At 37.8% G+C, this 17,229-nt stretch carries 10 protein-coding genes and 1 pseudogene; 2 read left to right on the top strand and 9 right to left on the bottom strand.

Annotated features, from left to right (window positions below):
* Positions 1–4: 4 nt before the first annotated feature.
* The 9 genes and pseudogenes from CA265_21260 to CA265_21220 all read right to left on the bottom strand — a co-directional run bounded on the left by CA265_21260 (position 5) and on the right by CA265_21220 (position 12,774).
* Positions 5–1,561: a hypothetical protein gene (locus CA265_21260; GenBank protein ARS42047.1), complete on the bottom strand. Its 1,557-nt coding sequence runs from the start codon at positions 1,559–1,561 to the stop codon at positions 5–7.
* Entirely contained in the window at positions 1,521–2,702 is a 1,182-nt protein-coding gene (locus CA265_21255) for a hypothetical protein (GenBank protein ID ARS42046.1), read from the bottom strand. Before CA265_21255 ends, CA265_21260 begins: the two co-directional genes overlap by 41 nt.
* Before the next feature lie 54 nt (positions 2,703–2,756).
* Positions 2,757–4,136 (bottom strand): annotated as a pseudogene (locus CA265_21250) (thioredoxin).
* Between the two features lie 42 nt (positions 4,137–4,178).
* The gene (locus CA265_21245; GenBank protein ARS42045.1) at positions 4,179–5,693 is read right to left on the bottom strand and encodes a hypothetical protein; all 1,515 of its coding nucleotides are present in this window, start codon (positions 5,691–5,693) and stop codon (positions 4,179–4,181) included.
* 25 nt (positions 5,694–5,718) lie between these two features.
* Complete coding sequence (locus CA265_21240) at positions 5,719–6,492, bottom strand: hypothetical protein (GenBank protein ID ARS42044.1); 774 nt, start codon at positions 6,490–6,492, stop codon at positions 5,719–5,721.
* Complete coding sequence (locus CA265_21235; GenBank protein ID ARS42043.1) at positions 6,492–7,937, bottom strand: hypothetical protein; 1,446 nt, start codon at positions 7,935–7,937, stop codon at positions 6,492–6,494. Before CA265_21235 ends, CA265_21240 begins: the two co-directional genes overlap by 1 nt.
* 2 nt (positions 7,938–7,939) lie before the next feature.
* Positions 7,940–11,026 (bottom strand): hypothetical protein, encoded by a 3,087-nt coding sequence (locus CA265_21230; GenBank protein ID ARS42042.1) that lies wholly within the window; start codon positions 11,024–11,026, stop codon positions 7,940–7,942.
* A gap of 41 nt (positions 11,027–11,067) precedes the next feature.
* Positions 11,068–12,126 (bottom strand): hypothetical protein, encoded by a 1,059-nt coding sequence (locus CA265_21225; GenBank protein ARS42041.1) that lies wholly within the window; start codon positions 12,124–12,126, stop codon positions 11,068–11,070.
* Positions 12,127–12,225: 99 nt separating this feature from the next.
* Entirely contained in the window at positions 12,226–12,774 is a 549-nt protein-coding gene (locus CA265_21220) for a hypothetical protein (protein ARS42040.1), read from the bottom strand.
* A 309-nt stretch (positions 12,775–13,083) separates the two neighbouring features.
* On the opposite strand from CA265_21220, the gene CA265_21215 reads away from it, so the two are divergent.
* On the top strand, positions 13,084–16,401 hold the full coding sequence (locus CA265_21215; protein ARS42039.1) for a hypothetical protein: 3,318 nt from the start codon (positions 13,084–13,086) through the stop codon (positions 16,399–16,401).
* Between the two features lie 181 nt (positions 16,402–16,582).
* Positions 16,583–17,020, top strand: a complete 438-nt coding sequence (locus tag CA265_21210) for an rRNA maturation RNase YbeY (protein ID ARS42038.1) — start codon at positions 16,583–16,585, stop codon at positions 17,018–17,020.
* Positions 17,021–17,229 lie beyond the last annotated feature (209 nt).

The following is a 17,229-nucleotide window of genomic DNA, read 5'->3' as shown; positions in this document are numbered from 1 at the left end:
AAATCTATTTTTTAGTTATTGAAATATTTTGTTTCACTCCATTTACAGTGTAGACCATTTTGAAGATTTTACCTGATGGAGCACTTAAAACCGAAAGCATTTTTTTGCTGTCTTTAAGCAGAACTGATGCGGCGACGCCATCAATACTTTCAATTGTCTGCCCTGCTTTTATTGGTTCACTTTCCACCGGAGCAACTACACTTAACAGTTTTAATTTTCCATCCTGATCGAAGCCGAATAAATAAGCGCCCAAAACAAAATCGTTTGGAAAGTTAATGGTATGGTTAGGCACAAAATGGATTTCCTTTTTCTGCAGGTTAATGGTGAAGTTGTAACGCCCAATGGTCCTGATGCCAATTGATCCATCAAAACCCGGATTCCAGTTTTCACTCTGACCACCGCCTGCCATCAGGGTAACCGGAAAATCGGTTAGCTTAGGCATCTTTGAAAAAGAAAATGATGCTGCCCGGCCACTGTAGGTAGGTGTACTGATGCCCATACTGGTTGTGGTACCATTATATTCGGGTTTAAAACCACTTACTAATAGTTTATTCTTTTTTACGAATGGCCTGAAACAAATCAGGTTGTAAGACGCACCGGTATCGAAAACAAATTCACCGCTATTAGCTTGTCCGGGCATTACACTAACCTCGCTTGGGATAATAAACAAACCCGCCGGAACGGTTACTTGCACAGAAGTTCCCTGGTCCTGATATTCATAATCGCCGAAATTGTAGAGCGAAAGTTCTTTTTTATCAAAATCTACCTTGGTGATGTAGTTTTTGGCAATGCTGTTTCCAATAATCCCGTCAGTTCCCTTGTGCATTTCGGGGAAAATGGCAAAACTTTGGTTTTTTAGCTTAAAAGTATCGAGCTGAATGGTATTTCCTTCTGAAACCGATATCTGCATATTGCCTCCAACAACGGAGGTGTTCTGCTGTCGGCTGGCTTTTATGCCCACAGAATCGGCAAGGGCTTTGGTAATGGCCATTCCATCTGCACCGGTATCGAAAAGCAATTTTAATGGTCTTTGGTTATTGTTTACCTTAACCGTTAAAATGATAGCGCCATCGTGCACTTCGAAAGGGATTTTAGCAACCAATACCGATTTTTTATACCAGTTCATGCCATAGCGTTGATCGAAAATATCAGTGTAAAGGATTTTATACTGCGCATCGGTATAAATGGAACTTTCTTTACCTGCTTTTCCTTTGTTAAACGGTATCACGGTAAGCTGAACATTTCCATTCTGTTTTACCTCGTTTTTCAATTGAAGCGAATCGCAGGCGTAACGTTCCAAAATCGCTTTTAACATTCTATCGGTTGATGGTCTGGAGTAAGCGGCAATAGAAAAATTGCTACCTAAGTTTTCCATTATGGGATCGATAGATTTTTGAGCGAACATTTTGTTCATGCTTTCGATTATCGTTTTCGCGTTTTGTCCCTGCACGTTTAGTGCCGATACCAAGACGCCCAAAAACAGTATTGCTTTAATTTTCATTTTATCTGAGTAGGTGGATTTAAAATCCATAAATTTTTTCGAGGGCCAGGTCAATATCATCAGTAGCACTCGAGGTAATACGGAGTATTATTTTACCCTCGCTGCTGAGCAGTATCTTGGTTGGAAAAGCCATAATGTTATAGTCTTTTACCAGATTCTGCTTATCCATATCCTCATTATTAAGCACATTGATGTAAGGTAATGCATCCTCTGCGATGGCTTTAAGCCAAAGCCCTCTTGCCTCTTCAAGATTCTTTTTCTGCTCTTGTGCAATGGCTATAATTTCAAAACCTTTGGATTGGTATTTTGCGTATAATGCCTTAAGATGTGGGTTACTGGCCCGGCAAGGCCCGCACCAGCTGCCCCAAAAATCGAGCAGCACAGTCTTTCCCTTAAAATCAGCCAAATTGATGGTTTTGCCGTGATTATCGGTTTTCTGAAAACCAATGGCATCCGACCCTTCAGGTGTAGTACTTATTTTTTTGATGTACGCCTTGATTCTCTCTGCAATAGGATGGTTTTTATATTTGGACGATAAACTGTTCCACGTGGAAATAAAATCGCCTGCGGTATACAGGTTTTGCATTCGGGTTAATAAAAATACAGAAGCAAAGGCATCCGGATGGTTTTTAACAAAGTCGCGCTTTACGTTAACCAACTTTCTGTTAATTGCAGTGGCCTCCGCACTAAGTGCCTTTGATTGCGCCGCATTAGTGTTTTTTTCTCCATTAAAAAGCAACTGCATAATTTCATAATTACGCATTTCTTCCTTTTTTACCAGCTGTTTATAGTTGTCAAACACATTGTTTTCTTCATCTCCACTTACTTTAGCAAACTGAACTAATAAGGCATCGCCAGTTATTTTAATCCCTTTATCAAAAACAAACAGATCGAGCACGGGCGATGGATTCGAAAAGGTTTTGTCCTTGCTTGTAGCGTTTACCCCCCTTAATATCGAAACGTCAAACCGTGCGATAGCCGGCCTCTGCAAGCGGGGCACTTTTAAAGAAAAAATATCGTTAATGGCATTTGCTCTGTAACTTCTCGATACACCAGCATCATCAGCAAAAGAAATCCAAACCGATTTATTTCCCAGGCCTTTAAGCTGCCCGCTAATTTGTATACTATCATTCTGGCAATAGGCTTTGGGTAAAAAAAAGAGCAAAAGCGTAGCCAGCAATAGTTTTTTTATTGTTATCATAGAAGTAAGAAAATGTAAAAAGCTTTGCCGCCGATATAGCGGCAAAGCAATGACCTAATTGGCCAAAGTTTTTTGTAATAATGCTTTTAACTCTGGCTGAGAAGGGCGTGGTGAATCAACGGTTACAATTTTGCCCTGTTTATCGAAAACCAAAAAACGGGGAATGGTATTAATTTTATAATATTTAGAAAACTCATTAGCTGGTCCGCCGGCAAAAAGCTGTAAGCCGCCCAAATTTTCATCTTTGATCATTTTAAGCCACTTTTCTTTATCCTTTTCTGCATCGGTAGATAAACTGATAATCTGTACATCTGTCCCTTTCATCTCCTCTTCTAACTTCTTTAGAAATGGAATTTCAGCCTTGCAAGGTCCACACCATGTTGCCCAGGTATCAACCAACACTACTTTTCCTTTAAAATCTTTCATGCTATGCATTTTACCATTGTTATCTGCATAAGAAAATTCGTAAGCATCGGTACCTGGTTTATAGGTTAATAAAGGGTTCATTATGTTGCTGCTACGTTCTTTTTGTGCTTTGGTAATCACGTATTTATCATATTTTGCCATTAAGGTTTGATAATCACCTATTGTTTTATAACTGGCAGCATTTTCTAAAGCCAAATCACCCTTTAAAGTATCATTTGGAAGATAAGAAGCAAAAATATCCACGCCCTCTACCCCTCTTTTATAGGCTTTGCCATCCTGACGCATATTTACGCTGATGATGCCCGAAAGGGTGCGGTAGCCCCATGGGTAATTCTACACCTTGTCGGTTGTTTTTGCAAAATCTACTGCTTTTAAACTGCTGTAAAAATTGCTGTACTCTTCAACCGAAGGATGTGCCGAACGCGGTGTATTTAAAAAGTTAGTTGCATAGCTAGCCAGATCTAAAGCCATGATGTCTTTAATCTGTTTATCAAATTTTGCATTACCCGTGCTTTTTCCGTTTAAGAAAGTTTTGCTCTTCGCGACAATCTCTTCCTGCTCAGGAAAATAATCGACAAAAGTACTTTGCACTTTCATAAAGTTGATGGCTTTCTGCTCAAGCGGGAAAGTAAGGTCGTGCCATTGGGTAAGTACTGTGTTTTCTTTAGAGTTTAATTTACCCGTTAGCACATAGCTCGAATCCAATAGACTTACGGATAACTGCTCACCACCCTTGAAATAGAATTTATAGTTATCGTTCGGACTTCCTTCATTTCCTGTGCCGATTACATATAAACCTTCATACTCGGGATAGAACAAAAAACCAAACTGGCCAGTGGCACTCGGGCTAGCATTCGCAATTTCTATGCTCTTTCCGTATTTTACCTTAAACAGTTTAACGGCTGATGATCTTTTCTTTTTTAAAAGACCTTTTACTTCAACTGGCGCCTGTGCCATTGTTGTTAAAGAGGCCAAGCACAAAAGTCCGGCGCTTAATAATTTTTTCATTTTAATTGGTTTAATTTGTATGTTTTGATTTTATACAGAAAACTATCGTGTACGGTAAACCAGACTTTTAACCTTTCCAAAACCGCTATAGGTATTTGCCAGAACTATATCGCCATTAATTGAGGGTACTTCAAAAATTTCCATTTTGCCATTTTTTCCCTCTTCTTGTGTGGGGTTATAGCTACAAACAATAAGCTTATTACCATCAGGATATTTGGTAGTATTAATAAAAGTTTGAAATTTTAATAACGAAACCCTATCAGCTCCTTTATCTAACATAAGTTTGGTTGTTTTTAGAGACATATCAAACTCGTAAACTTTACCTGCAGCACTGTAAAACAAATATCCAAAATCAGGACTTACGGCAAAATTTTCTGCTTTATCAATATCAGCTCCTGTTATTTCGCCATAGTATGATTGAGCATTGTTTGTACCGTTAAAACGGGCCAAATATTTTTTCCCCGATTGTGGATCTTTCAACACGCTGAAAACTTCGCCTCCATTAAAAGTTACATAGGTCATGTAAACCAAATCTAACCCTGTAGAAAAACTAAATAGTTTGCCTGCTGCCGGATCAGGGATTACAGTACAGGATCCGGCACTTCCTATGTGCTTTACAAAACGTTTATTATCCGTATCGTAAAATATAGCAGGTATTGCAATAGTCTCTACTTCATTGGTTGCAATAAATGGTGCGATGTTAAAGGCTTTCAGCTCGCCATTAATAATATTTAGCGGGGCACTGTACCTTATCTGATTTACCCTATCATAGAGATATGCGTCTCCTCCTCCAATCATATACGATCTTGTTGATCCAGATCTTTGAACCACGTCTGCATAAAAATTTGAAGCAACCGGACCATATATTTCATTTTTGAGTGTATAGTTACTTTTCCATTTAAAATTATCAGGATCAATTCTTTCTGTACCCTGGTTAGTACCGACATATATTGCGTAACCTGCATTTAAACCTGGCCCCGTAGATACGCCCATTTCATAGTTATATACCATTTTAGGACTTCCACTTAGAACTAAACCCGAACCAGTGGTGGTTAAAAGGTCATTTATTACGTTAAATCCTGTTGTTGTTTTTGCCAGCATATCAAGCCTTGCTGAGCCATTAACGTCACACATCAAAAACCATCCTTCGTTTATTTCATTTTCTACCCTCATTTTGAACGCTTTTCTGTATTTAACGCCTGTGGCTTTGTCTGTTACTCCATAGTAGAAATAATAGGTTCCGGTAACAAGCGACATGTTCACGTCTAAATATCTTGTATTGGCGAGTACAAACACTGCATCTGAAGATCCAAAGCTGGTGTAATAAGCCCACTCATAACTATATTTGGAGGTGTCAGTTCCGTTATCCTGCGTAAAGCTTACTTCTGGTTTCATAATAAATCTTTTGCCGTAAATAGCCGTTACATCCTGTATTCCGATAAATTCTTTAACCGCATTAATTTCATTGTAATCATAATTACCAAGATCCTTTTTACAAGAAACCAATAAAAAAATGGCAATAAAGGGTAAAAAGCATAAGTATATTTTCTTTAACATCTTTTTCGATTTAATAAATTTCTAATTATTGAACACTTACACCCATAATCATCGCTGTACCGTCTTCATCATAAATAATATTACCTCCGGCTTTTTGCTCGTTCAGGTAACGCTGCATTAACTTCCCAAATGCATTCGCTTCTGCCACAGAAATAGATGTATCTAAATAGGCCGGTGTTATATTTAGATAGTCGCAGATCAGAAATAGTTTTTTTCGGCTGAAAGAACCGAAATAGGTATCTAACCATCGGGTTGGTTTTTTTAAAATATCGCTTATAATTATCTTGTATTTAATAAAGCTCATTCTTTTACCAGTGGCTGCATTGATCACTTTATCTTTCATCTCGATAGAAAAGTTTTCATTCTCCACTAAGTTGAGATAAAGTACGTAGCTATTGGTCAGCATATCAGCTGTTCTATGAATCTTAACCTGAATAGTGTCCTTAATTTGGTTCTTTTTTATAAAAAAAGCTGTTGGTAGAGCATCATAATGTTTCCCTGCAATTGCCGTAGAAGCCGGATCTACTTCTAACCGGTAAGCCCTATCTGCTGTTGACATTGCGCCAGTAGTAGCTAAAATAACCTTTTGTATAGAGTCAGTTCCTTTAACCAGTGAGAAGGATATATTGATGGAATCTGTATTGACATCACTACCATAAATAAGTTGCTTTCCTGCTTCATTAAAATAAATACTAGGTTTACCCTCATAGGTCATCAATTGTTTTTCGCAAGAAACTAAGGTGAAAAGAACCATAATGGTTGAAATACTATAAATAATTTTTTTCATTGCTAAATTCATTATGGTCTGATTTGAGTTTCTGATAATGGTAATGGTAAAACATAGGTGCTCGCATTCATGGTAACGTTACCACTTGCCACAGCACCGTTAGGAATGGTGGTTATATTTCGCCGCTTATAGTAATAGAAAAGTTGGCCTTCGCCAAAAAATTCCTTCTGATGGTCTTTTTGTAACTCTGTATTTAGAGTAGCTGCTGTGCCCGTGGCTAAACTGGTGAGCCCTCTATTGTTACGGACGGTATTTAGATTAGCATATCCCTGAGTTAAATCCGTTTCACTTTCCGCTGCGATATAGTACATTTCACTAATTTTTATTAGCGGTACCGTAAAGCGGAATGTTTTCGTTTTATCCTGAACATCGGCATATTTATAGAATGTACGATAGGTCTTACCTCCATTGGAAGGAACGATCCAGTTTAGATTGTATCTATAATCGTTCTCGTTTGATTCAAATACTGTTGCAAGCCTACCAGAAAGCGGCGCTAAAATGGTTTTTTCAGCTAAATCCGGATCAAATATCGCCAGATAATTGCTATACAGTTGAGTGCACTGGATTCCTACAATCATTTCTGTAGTAAATACACGATCTGGATTAACTTTTTCACTTAGTGCATTAGCAACCGTTACCCAGGGAAATTTTCCACTGTTAGCGATAACCTCTTTAGCTGCAGCCAGGGCAGCCACCTTATTCCCCCTATACATATTTACCCTTGCCTGCAAGGCTTTAACGGCATAATAATTAAATCGATAATTTCTATTGCGTAAAAAATCGGTACCATCATTCAAAGCCCCGGGCATTACTCCATTTACAATAACCGGATCTGCCTTTAATAGCTTTTCGGCATTGGCCAGATCAGCCGTAATCAAATTCATTATAACATTGGCGGGCAGTAATGGGCCAATTGCAGATCCCGACTGCGTATAATATGGAATAGAATTTTTTGTAGAATCTGCTGTATTATATCGCGGACCAAATAAACGTAACAAATCAAAATGCAACATTGCCCTCATGCAAATGGCCTCCCCACGGTAAATAGAGTCTGTTTTGGCATTAATTGCCCCGGAGTATTTAATCAGGTTCTCTTCGAAAGCGTTAATGTTTAAAATTGTACTGTATGCTCCTGTCCAAATGGCGTCAATTCTCGAAATAATCGGAGCATCTCCATAGGCATATATGCTCGATTTATATTGATCATGAATTGTGGTGATGTTATAACGCTGTGCCAGAATTTCAACGGTTGATAAGGTTAAATTATCTCCATAAAGATTATTTTTTGATAGGTTTAGATATAAACCGTTCAATGCTGTATTAACACCTTGCTTCGTAGAAAACAACTGCTCTTCTAAAACTTTATCCTCTGGTTGTACGTCAAGAAATTTTTTACATGATGTTAAAGTCGCTGTGACGATTAACATCATCATTAATGTAGTATAAATTCTTTTCATGATTAAAACGATACTCTTAAAGTAAATGAAACTGTATTGGCGAAAGGATAATCGATACCGCGTTCTCTCTTAACTGAAGAAATCCTGAAAATATCGTTAGTGAGCGCTGAAAGATTTAGCGATCTCATACCAAACTTCTTTAACCAAGCCGATCTGTCAAACGTATAACCCATACTGATCGATTCTCCACTAATGGTATTTTCTTTTTGCACAAAACGGGACGACATTGGTGTTGTTGCTGTTTGCGAAATCCCTTTAAACTGCGCTACATCACCAGGTTTCTGCCAGCGATCATAAAGTGCCCGTTTATCCTGATTTGAGGCAATATTGGTATATGTAATATTTTCCACTTTATTGTAAAGTGCAGTATTGAAAATATCTCCACCTAAACGATATCTGAGGTATACACCCAGATTAAATCCCTTAAATGAAAAAGTACTTGTGAAAATCCCTTCAATTACCGGGTTCGTGTTGCCAACGGCCTGAACACTTCCTAAACTATAGTCAAACGTATATTGTCCATCATTTCTTAAAAACATCTCTCTACCAGTTGCAGGATCTATACCCAGAGACTTTGCTGCCCAAATATCATCCGGACTATAACCATCTGTAAAGCGCAACAAAGTTTTATTGTTTTCCTGTTGCTTGTTCAGTGATCTTAATGCATTTCCAAAGCCATCATATTTGCTTTTGTTTAGATTTCCAGATGCACCAACAACCCAAACTATTCTTTTTTCGATATTGTATATAGGTGCATAGTTTAATTTAAACTCCATTCCCTTATTATTTAAAATCCCCACATTTAAAGGATAATTAAATACACCCGTTGAAGATGGTAAATCAACTGCTACCACCAGTGGATCTGTACGTTTATTATAGACTGAAACATAACCAAATAACCGGTCGTTAAATAATGAATAATCCAAACCAGCACTAATCTGGGTAGTTTTTTGTGGTTTAAGATCAGGATTACCAAGCGTAGCCAAACTTACACCTTGACCAAACTGATTGTAATTGGTTGAACTATTAAAATTATAAACAGAAACTGATGTAATATTCCCATAATTCTGATTACCGGTTACGCCGATATTTGCATATAACTTAAGCCTGTTTATCCAACGTGTATTAGCAAAAAAATGCTCCCGGTTTAAATTCCATCCTATTCCACTCGACCAATACGGAGAAAACTGCTTGTTTTTACCAAAAGCCGTAGAACCATCCAAGCGATAGGAAAAATCAAACAAATACCGCATATCGTAGGCGTAATTTGCAGATAGCGTTGCATTGGCAGTACGGTATACACTAGAAGATGCGGTTGGGGCAGCATTGGATTGATAGCTATAAGCAAACCTTGGGTTGCCTGTACTTCCTTCAGGAAAACCTTCTGCAACAAAGCCCACAGCCCTAAAATCACGATTGTTTATTTCTGCCCTTGCATTCGCTGTAACAGAATGCTTTCCACCAAATACTTTTCCATATGTTAAAAGCATATTGCCCTGATAGGAAAAATTATCTGTTTTAGAATTTGTGTATTTTCCCCTTTGTAAAGCCCCCACTTCTTCAAACACACTATTTTCTGGTGCAAGAAAACTAACAGCAGTTACCGACCCCTTAACCAGTTGTAGCCCACCTCTAATCTGCAAATCTGAACTGATATCGTAGTTTAATTGAAAGTTATTCTGAACTTCTAGGTTTTCAGCTGTACTGGTATTCGGTAACGATGCATCATACAAAGGGTTTCTAACTTTTAGCTCGCTATAAGTAGAGGTATTGCTAACCTCCAAATATCTTTGCGAAGGATCTTTAATATAATATGGATTAGCATTTACAAAATTAGAGAATGATCCATATGGTGAATCTGTTGAACTATAACCTCGAACGTATAGGATATTATTAATATTAAACTTTCCTTTTCTATAGGTTAAGTTTATATTTCCACTCCAGGTATCTCTGCCAGAACCTTTCATTGCGCCGCTTTGCGTTTTATAGTTTAACCCCACCCCGTAAGTAAAAGCCTGGTCTCCTCCTTGTGCGTAAATGGAATTATTTTCCGTTATCCCAGTCTGTACAGGTTCATTTAGCCAATAAGTATCAACCCCTCTTTTTACCGCGGCGAGATGGTTATTATAAATTTGATCTAAACCGATCTGCTGATACGTTGCATTTGAAACGAAATAATTATATCGGCCAGCAAGCTTTTCAAATTGTAGTTTTTCAGCTGCATTCATCATATTGTAACCCGAAAGATCCGGGCTCTCTACTCTAAAATCATTAGAATAAGTAAACTGAAGTTGGCCAGCCTTTGGACGAATAGTTTCAACAACAACAACTCCATTTGATGCCCGGGCCCCATACAATGCTGTTGAAGCAGCATCCTTTAGAATAGTTACTGAAGCAACTCTGTTCATATCCAAATCCACAATGTTCTGGAGTGTCGTTTCAAATCCATCTAAAATAAATAAGGGTTGGTTAGGATCTGTACCAAATTGATCTTTCAATGTGGCTGTTGGAACACTTGTTTTACCCCTCACTTCAATAACAGGCAAAACATTTGGATTAGCTCCAGCCAAATTGTTCTCCATCAAAATAAAAGACGGGTCAAGGGTTCTTAAACTTTGAATAATGTTATTATTCCCAATACTTTTTAAGGTTTCTCCAGAAAACGTTGCAGTTACACCTGTAAAACTGTTTTTATTTCTTGTAATACCCGTGCCAGTTACAATAACATCTTTATCCAAACTAGTCGAACTTTCTTTTAAAACTACCGAAAGCGAAAAAGTACCACCATCCCTTACCTCACCGGTAACTGTTTTTGTTTCGTAACCAATAAAATTGATGGTGAACTTGTATGGCCCTGCCGCTAGTCTTGGAAAGCTAAATACGCCGTTCTTATCTGATGAGGTTGTTGTTTTAATCCCTGTTTGCACATTTTGAGCGATAACAGTTGCACCTACAATGGTTTCTTTTGCGTCTTTAATAACCCCTTTAACAGATGGCGTTTGTGCATAGGCGCTTAGCCCAAGATAAAGGCAAAGCAGTAGCAGTAAGACACGTTTTGGAACGTTCCTTTTAGTAAAAATTTTAATCATGAAGTTAGTTAGTTTGGTCTAGTTGTGTTTAGGGTTTTTATTTACTTCTTCTTTATGTTATATCCCACCTCTGTTTTTTCTGGGGTCAGGTTATTGAGCGAACAAAGCATATTTAAGAAAGAGTCAATGTCATCGCGTCCGAATTCATATTGTCCTGTAAATACTTTTTTGTTTAACTGACCTGCAGAATATTTTATTTTAATGTTCAATTTCGTTTCAAGTGCATCAAAAACGCCGGCTAGAGATTCGTTATCGAAAATAATGGCGTTTTCGGTAACAATAGCCTTATTCTGATCTAAAATTTCCAGTTTCTTAGCTGGCAGGATATTAACCTCTTTCACATTTGCAGCATAGGTTTGCATATTCACCGTAAATACTTTTCCCGGTAATAAATACACTGTTTTAACTCCTGCCGCCAGCAATTTATGTTGAGCCTTAACCACCACCTTTCCTTCAATTAATCTCACTTTAGTGTAAAGCCCTTTTTTAAAGGCGGTTATTTTAAAAACCGTACCTAAAGCAGTAGTAGCCAGGTTATTGGCAAAAACTGTAAAAGGTTTGGTCTTATCTTTATGCACCCTGAATAGTGCCTGTCCGATTAAAACCACATCTCTTTTTCCCTGATCAAACGGAAAATAACTCACCTCACTGTTTGGATCTAGTTCAACAATAGTTCCATCCGGAAGCGTGTGCGTCTGTTTTACCTGAGAGGTATTGGTCACAAACTTAGCAACCCTTGCAGGTACCCTCGCTTTAGTTAAAGCAGCAACATTAGAGGTAGAAACCTGATTACTGTTAAATTTATAAACCACCAATCCGATAGTAGCAATCAATGCGATCGAGGCGGCATAAGCTAAATAACGCAACCGGCTTCTCTTCATTTCTTTAGTATCGTGGATATGATCTAATACATTTACATAAATCCGGTCTGATACTTCGCCATCAACTTTTTCTTTCGGTTCAAAATGCTCCCATTCCTCGCTGTTTAAATAAATTTCGCGGTTGTCTCCGTCAGCTAAAAATTTACTTACCATGCGGGCTTCCTCGGCAGTACATTGGCCGGCAAAAAACTTCTCAACAAGCTTTTGGTTGATTTGCATAACTACATTACGTTTTTGAAAGCACTTTACCCCTATAGGGCTGAAATTATTTTATATAATTTCTGAAAAAAGCAGTTTTTTGGCCAAAAAAGGCAATAATTATTTATTAATAATGGCCGACATGATGATGGCCAAAGAAATAATAGAAGAAAATGCAGCTCTTAGCTGTTTTAATGCCTGTGATATGTGATTTTCGACCGTTTTAGGAGAAATAGAAAGCATTTCTGCAATTTCTTTATAAGAATAACCCTCTACCTTACTTAATTTGAATACTTTTTTTCTAACGGGTGCCATTTGTTCGATCGCCTGCTCCAATGCATGATGCACTTCTGGCTGATCAACTTCTGTCCGCAAAGCATAATCATTTTCTACTAAAGTCAAATGTTTTTTGCCAACCGCCTCCTTTCTAAGCTGATCGATAAGGATCGTACCCGCAATGCGGAAAATCTGTGCCGATAAGCTATACTCCATGGAAAGATTTTCTCTCTTTTCCCAAAGTTTGATAAAAGTAAGCTGCACCACCTCTTCGGCCATGTAAACTGAACCTGTTTTTTTCAGTACATAAGCGTAAAGTTTTTGGTTGAACAAACGGTAAACTGTTTGAAAAGTTTGTAAGCAACCCGACGCTAAATCAACAACATAGTCCATTAATAGGGATTCCTGAGAAAATATAAAGGGTGATTTTACTAGTTATTCGGAGCGGATGATAGGCCAAAGATATTTTTTCATTAAATAAGAATCAACCCATTGTTAAGTTTTTCACGCATTTTAATAAAAAAAATAGCTTCTCATTACTAATCAAACGTTTGTCTTATTTTTACCTTTTTCATCATTTTATAAGAATTTCGATTAAAAACCTGCAAATAATTAAAATTGATAACCAATTTGTAATAAACACGTTATCCTAATATCAGATTTCTTTCAATTGATTAGAACTATTTTTACATTTACGGTGATATGGTGAGCAATAACTACAGTGATTTATTACGGAAGATAGATGAGTTTATCCGCAAATTTTACCTGAATAAAATTTTGCGTGGCAGTATTTATGCTGCAGCCATACTTTTAGGGTTGTATCTCCTGGTTTTCCTGAGCCTGTATTACCTCAATCCAACTGCTGGTTTTAAAACCTTTGTATTTTTTGCCTATCTCCTCATTGGTATTCTACTGGTTGGCTTTTTAATCATCAAACCCTTGCTTTCCATGCTCAAACTGGGCAAACACCTTACCTTCGATGAAGCATCGGTTATCATTGGAAATCACTTTACCGATATTAAGGATAAATTATTGAATACCTTACAACTTCATCATTTATCCGAAAATCATCCTGAAAACAACCACCTTATTCTCGCCAGTATCGATCAAAAGATCCTTGAGCTTAAACCTGTCCCCTTTTACACCGCCGTTAGCATTAACGATAACCGGAAATATTTAAAATATCTTTTTATTCCCCTTTCAATCATTCTGCTTATTGCCATTATTGCGCCGACTATTTTACGCGAGGGCACGTACAGTTTCTTTAAGTACGATGAGTACATAGCACCTAAAGCTCCATTTAGTTTTACGGTTTTAAATAAAAGCTTAACGGTTACACAAGGCGATGATTTAACCTTAAACGTAAAACTGACAGGCGACGAACTCCCTGCCGAAATTTATGTGGAAGACGGAAAAAACACCTATAAACTTGAAAAAGAGAACATCACGAAGTTTCATTACAGCATCAAAAATATACAGAGCGATAAAAAACTGATTTTTAAAGGTGGCGGCTTTAGTTCAGCGGTGTTTACAGTTTCCGTTAAACCACGCCCCGAGCTACTCAATGCAACCGCAACTTTAAATTACCCCGCTTACCTGGGCAAAAAACAAGAGTTGATTGCCAATGTTGGCGATATGCTCCTGCCCGAAGGCACCAAAGTGACCTGGAATTTTAAAACCGGACAAAGCAGTTCCCTTCTGTTTGTTTTAAATGGAACCGAAAATATTTTAAAAGTTGAGGATAATGAATCAGCCTTTAATGCCACCATCCGGAACAATTCAAAATACAGTATTACCCCTAAAAATCAATACGTTACCATCAGAGATTCGCTTTCACACCAAATCACGGTAGTTAAAGATCAGGCTCCGGGGATTATCGTAGAAGAAAAGCCCGATTCAGTTAGTAATAAAGCCTTATATTTTAGCGGACAAGTAACGGATGATTACGGTTTTAGCCGCTTAAGTTTTAAATACAATATCAAAGAAAATAACCGCATTGTCGGTACGGTTACCAAAAATATTGCCATTAAAGGCAATGCGACCGAAAATAGCTTTTTCTATTTCTGGGATTTAAAAACAGCATCAGCCAGGCCGGGTCAGGAAATTGAATATTATTTTGAAGTAGCCGATAATGATGGTGTAAATGGTGCAAAAATTACCCGATCGGAAATTAAAACCTTTAAACAACCCACCAAAAAAGAAACCGCCGAACAGGTCAACGCCAGTAACCAGGCATTAAAACAAAAAATGCAGTCGGCCATACGTTTAGCCAATACCATCGAAAAAGAAAGTAAAAAAGTGGCCGAAAGCCTCATCGATAAAAAACAGATTTCTTTCGAAGATAAAAAACAGATTGAAGCCCTTTTAGACAAACAAAAGCAACTTGATGAGGCCGTTAAGGAAATTAAAGAGCAGAACGATAAAAATATTCAGCAACAGGAAGACCAAAAGCAAACGGAAGAGCTTTTAGAAAAACAGAAACAGATTAAGGATCTGTTTGATAATGTGCTGGATGAGAAAACAAAAGAACTTTTGAAAAAGCTGCAAAACCTGATGAATGAGAAAAATAAAGACCAAACGCAAAACGAACTTTCGAAGATGCAATTGGACAATAAAACCCTCAAAAATGAACTCGACCGGATTTTAGAGCTTTACAAACAGTTAGAATTTGAACAAAATCTTCAAACAGATATCGACCGTTTAAATGAGCTGGCTAAAGAACAAAAGGAACTTGCTGAGCAAACCAAAGATAAAAAGCAGGATAACGAATCGTTAAAGCAAAAACAGGACGCGCTTAACAAAGAGATGAAAGATCTGAAAGACGATTTGAAAAAACTGGAAGAAAAAAATCAATCGCTTGAAAGGCCAAATCCCTTCGAAAATCCTGAGAAAGATGTTCAGGATATACAAAAAGAACAGCAAGACAGTAAAGATGCTTTAGATAAAAAGGATTCGAAAAATGCAAGCCAGAAACAGCAAAAAGCGGCTGAGCAAATGGAGAAATTATCTAAAAAAATGAGCGATATGCAGCAGCAGGGCGAAGAGATGGAAAATAACTTAAACGCTAAAGAGTTACGCCAGTTACTGGAAAACTTGTTAACCACCTCTTTCGATCAGGAAAAAGTTATGCTTGCCTTAAAGAAAATGACTGCTGCCGATCCATCCTATACCAGTAATGTCCAGAAACAACGTAGCATTAAAGATAACCTTAAAACCATTGCCGATAGCTTGTACAGTTTAAGCAAAAGGGTTCCACAGATAGAATCGACGGTAAATGAGGAAATGAACAAGATTAATTTCAACCTGGATAAAAGTTTAGAAAGTTTGGGCGATAGAAGAACTCCCGAAGCCAATCGTTTCCAGCAGTTTACCATGACTTCTATCAATAATTTAACCCTGATGTTGAGCGAGGCCTTAAGTCAGCTGCAAAATATGCAGAAAAACGGTAAGGGCGGCAGTGGAAAGAAACAAAAACAAGGGATGAAACAGCTTTCGCAGCTGCAGGATCAACTGAATAAAAGCATGCAGAAAGCCCGCGAACAGATGCAAAAACAGGGCGGCAATCAAGGCACGGTAGGGAAAGGACAAATGAGCCAGGAGTTTGGTAAAATGGCTCAGCAGCAGCAAATGATCCGTCAGGCTTTAGAAAAAATAAACCGTGAAGAAAATAAAGATGGTACAGGTAAAATGGGCAACCTAAACGAAGCCATTAAAGAAATGAAACAAACCGAGAGCGATCTGGTTAACAAACGTTTACAGCAGGAAACCTTAAACAGACAGAAAGAACTATTAACCAAACTACTAGAAGCCGAAAAAGCAGAACGCGACCAGGAAGAGGATTCCAAACGTGAAAGTAAAGCTGCCAAAGAGTTTCCGCCATCTTATCAAAAAATGGTCGATCAGTATAAAAAACAACAACAAAACGGCAACGATATGTTGCAGAAACTGCCGCCAAGTTTAAATTACTACTATAAAAATAAGATTGCTGAGTATTTAAAATCGTTGAATATGGTTCGATAATGTTAGGAGTTGCGCGTCACCCTGACCTGTAGCGCAGCGGAAAGCTACGGAGTAACCCGAGCTTTAAGCGAGCTCACCGGAGGTAATTTATTTCAGGGTCTTTGTCCAAAAGATGCTGAAACAAGTTCAGCATGACGACTGTCGGAATATTTCTTAAATTTGCAGCCATAAACACCACAATATGCCTGCAATATCCTTTTTCACAGAATCAGTTAGCTATAATCTTCCTCAGAAACTTAAGGTGAAGAAATGGATTAAAGCAACCATCGAAAAAGAAGGTTTTAAATTGCAGGAGCTTAATTTTATCTTCTGTAGCGACGAATACCTGTTGGGCATTAACCAACAATATTTAAACCACGATACCTACACAGATATCATTACTTTCGATAATTCTGAAGAAGAAAAACAGATTGTAAGCGATATTTTTATCAGCATTGAGCGTGTTAAAGAAAACGCCAAAACCTTTAAAACATCGGAATTTGATGAGGTTTGCCGCATTATGATCCATGGAACCCTTCATTTATTGGGTTACAAAGACAAAGGAAAAGTAGCCAAAACCCTCATGACGCAAAAAGAAGATGAGTATTTGGGTTACAGAGCTGAAGCCGGCTTAGTTTAAATTATTATTTCTTCTACTTGGTGCCACTCTGGGGTTGATTTAATTTCTCTTTTTTCCATTTTTTCTAATACGATCTTTATGCTGAACTTGTTTTACAAGTAGAAGTAGTATTTTCAATTGTCTTGTAGCTACTAGGTGGTCAGCATCGTTCATACGATCAAGCCCCTGAAATAAGTTCAGGGTGACGATGACTAATACAAACTAAAAAA

The sequence above is a fragment of the Sphingobacteriaceae bacterium GW460-11-11-14-LB5 genome (assembly GCA_002151545.1).
Taxonomy (GTDB): Bacteria; Bacteroidota; Bacteroidia; order Sphingobacteriales; family Sphingobacteriaceae; genus Pedobacter.
The sequence above is the reverse complement of the archived record's forward strand: the minus strand, read 5'-3'. Positions and strand labels throughout refer to the sequence as shown.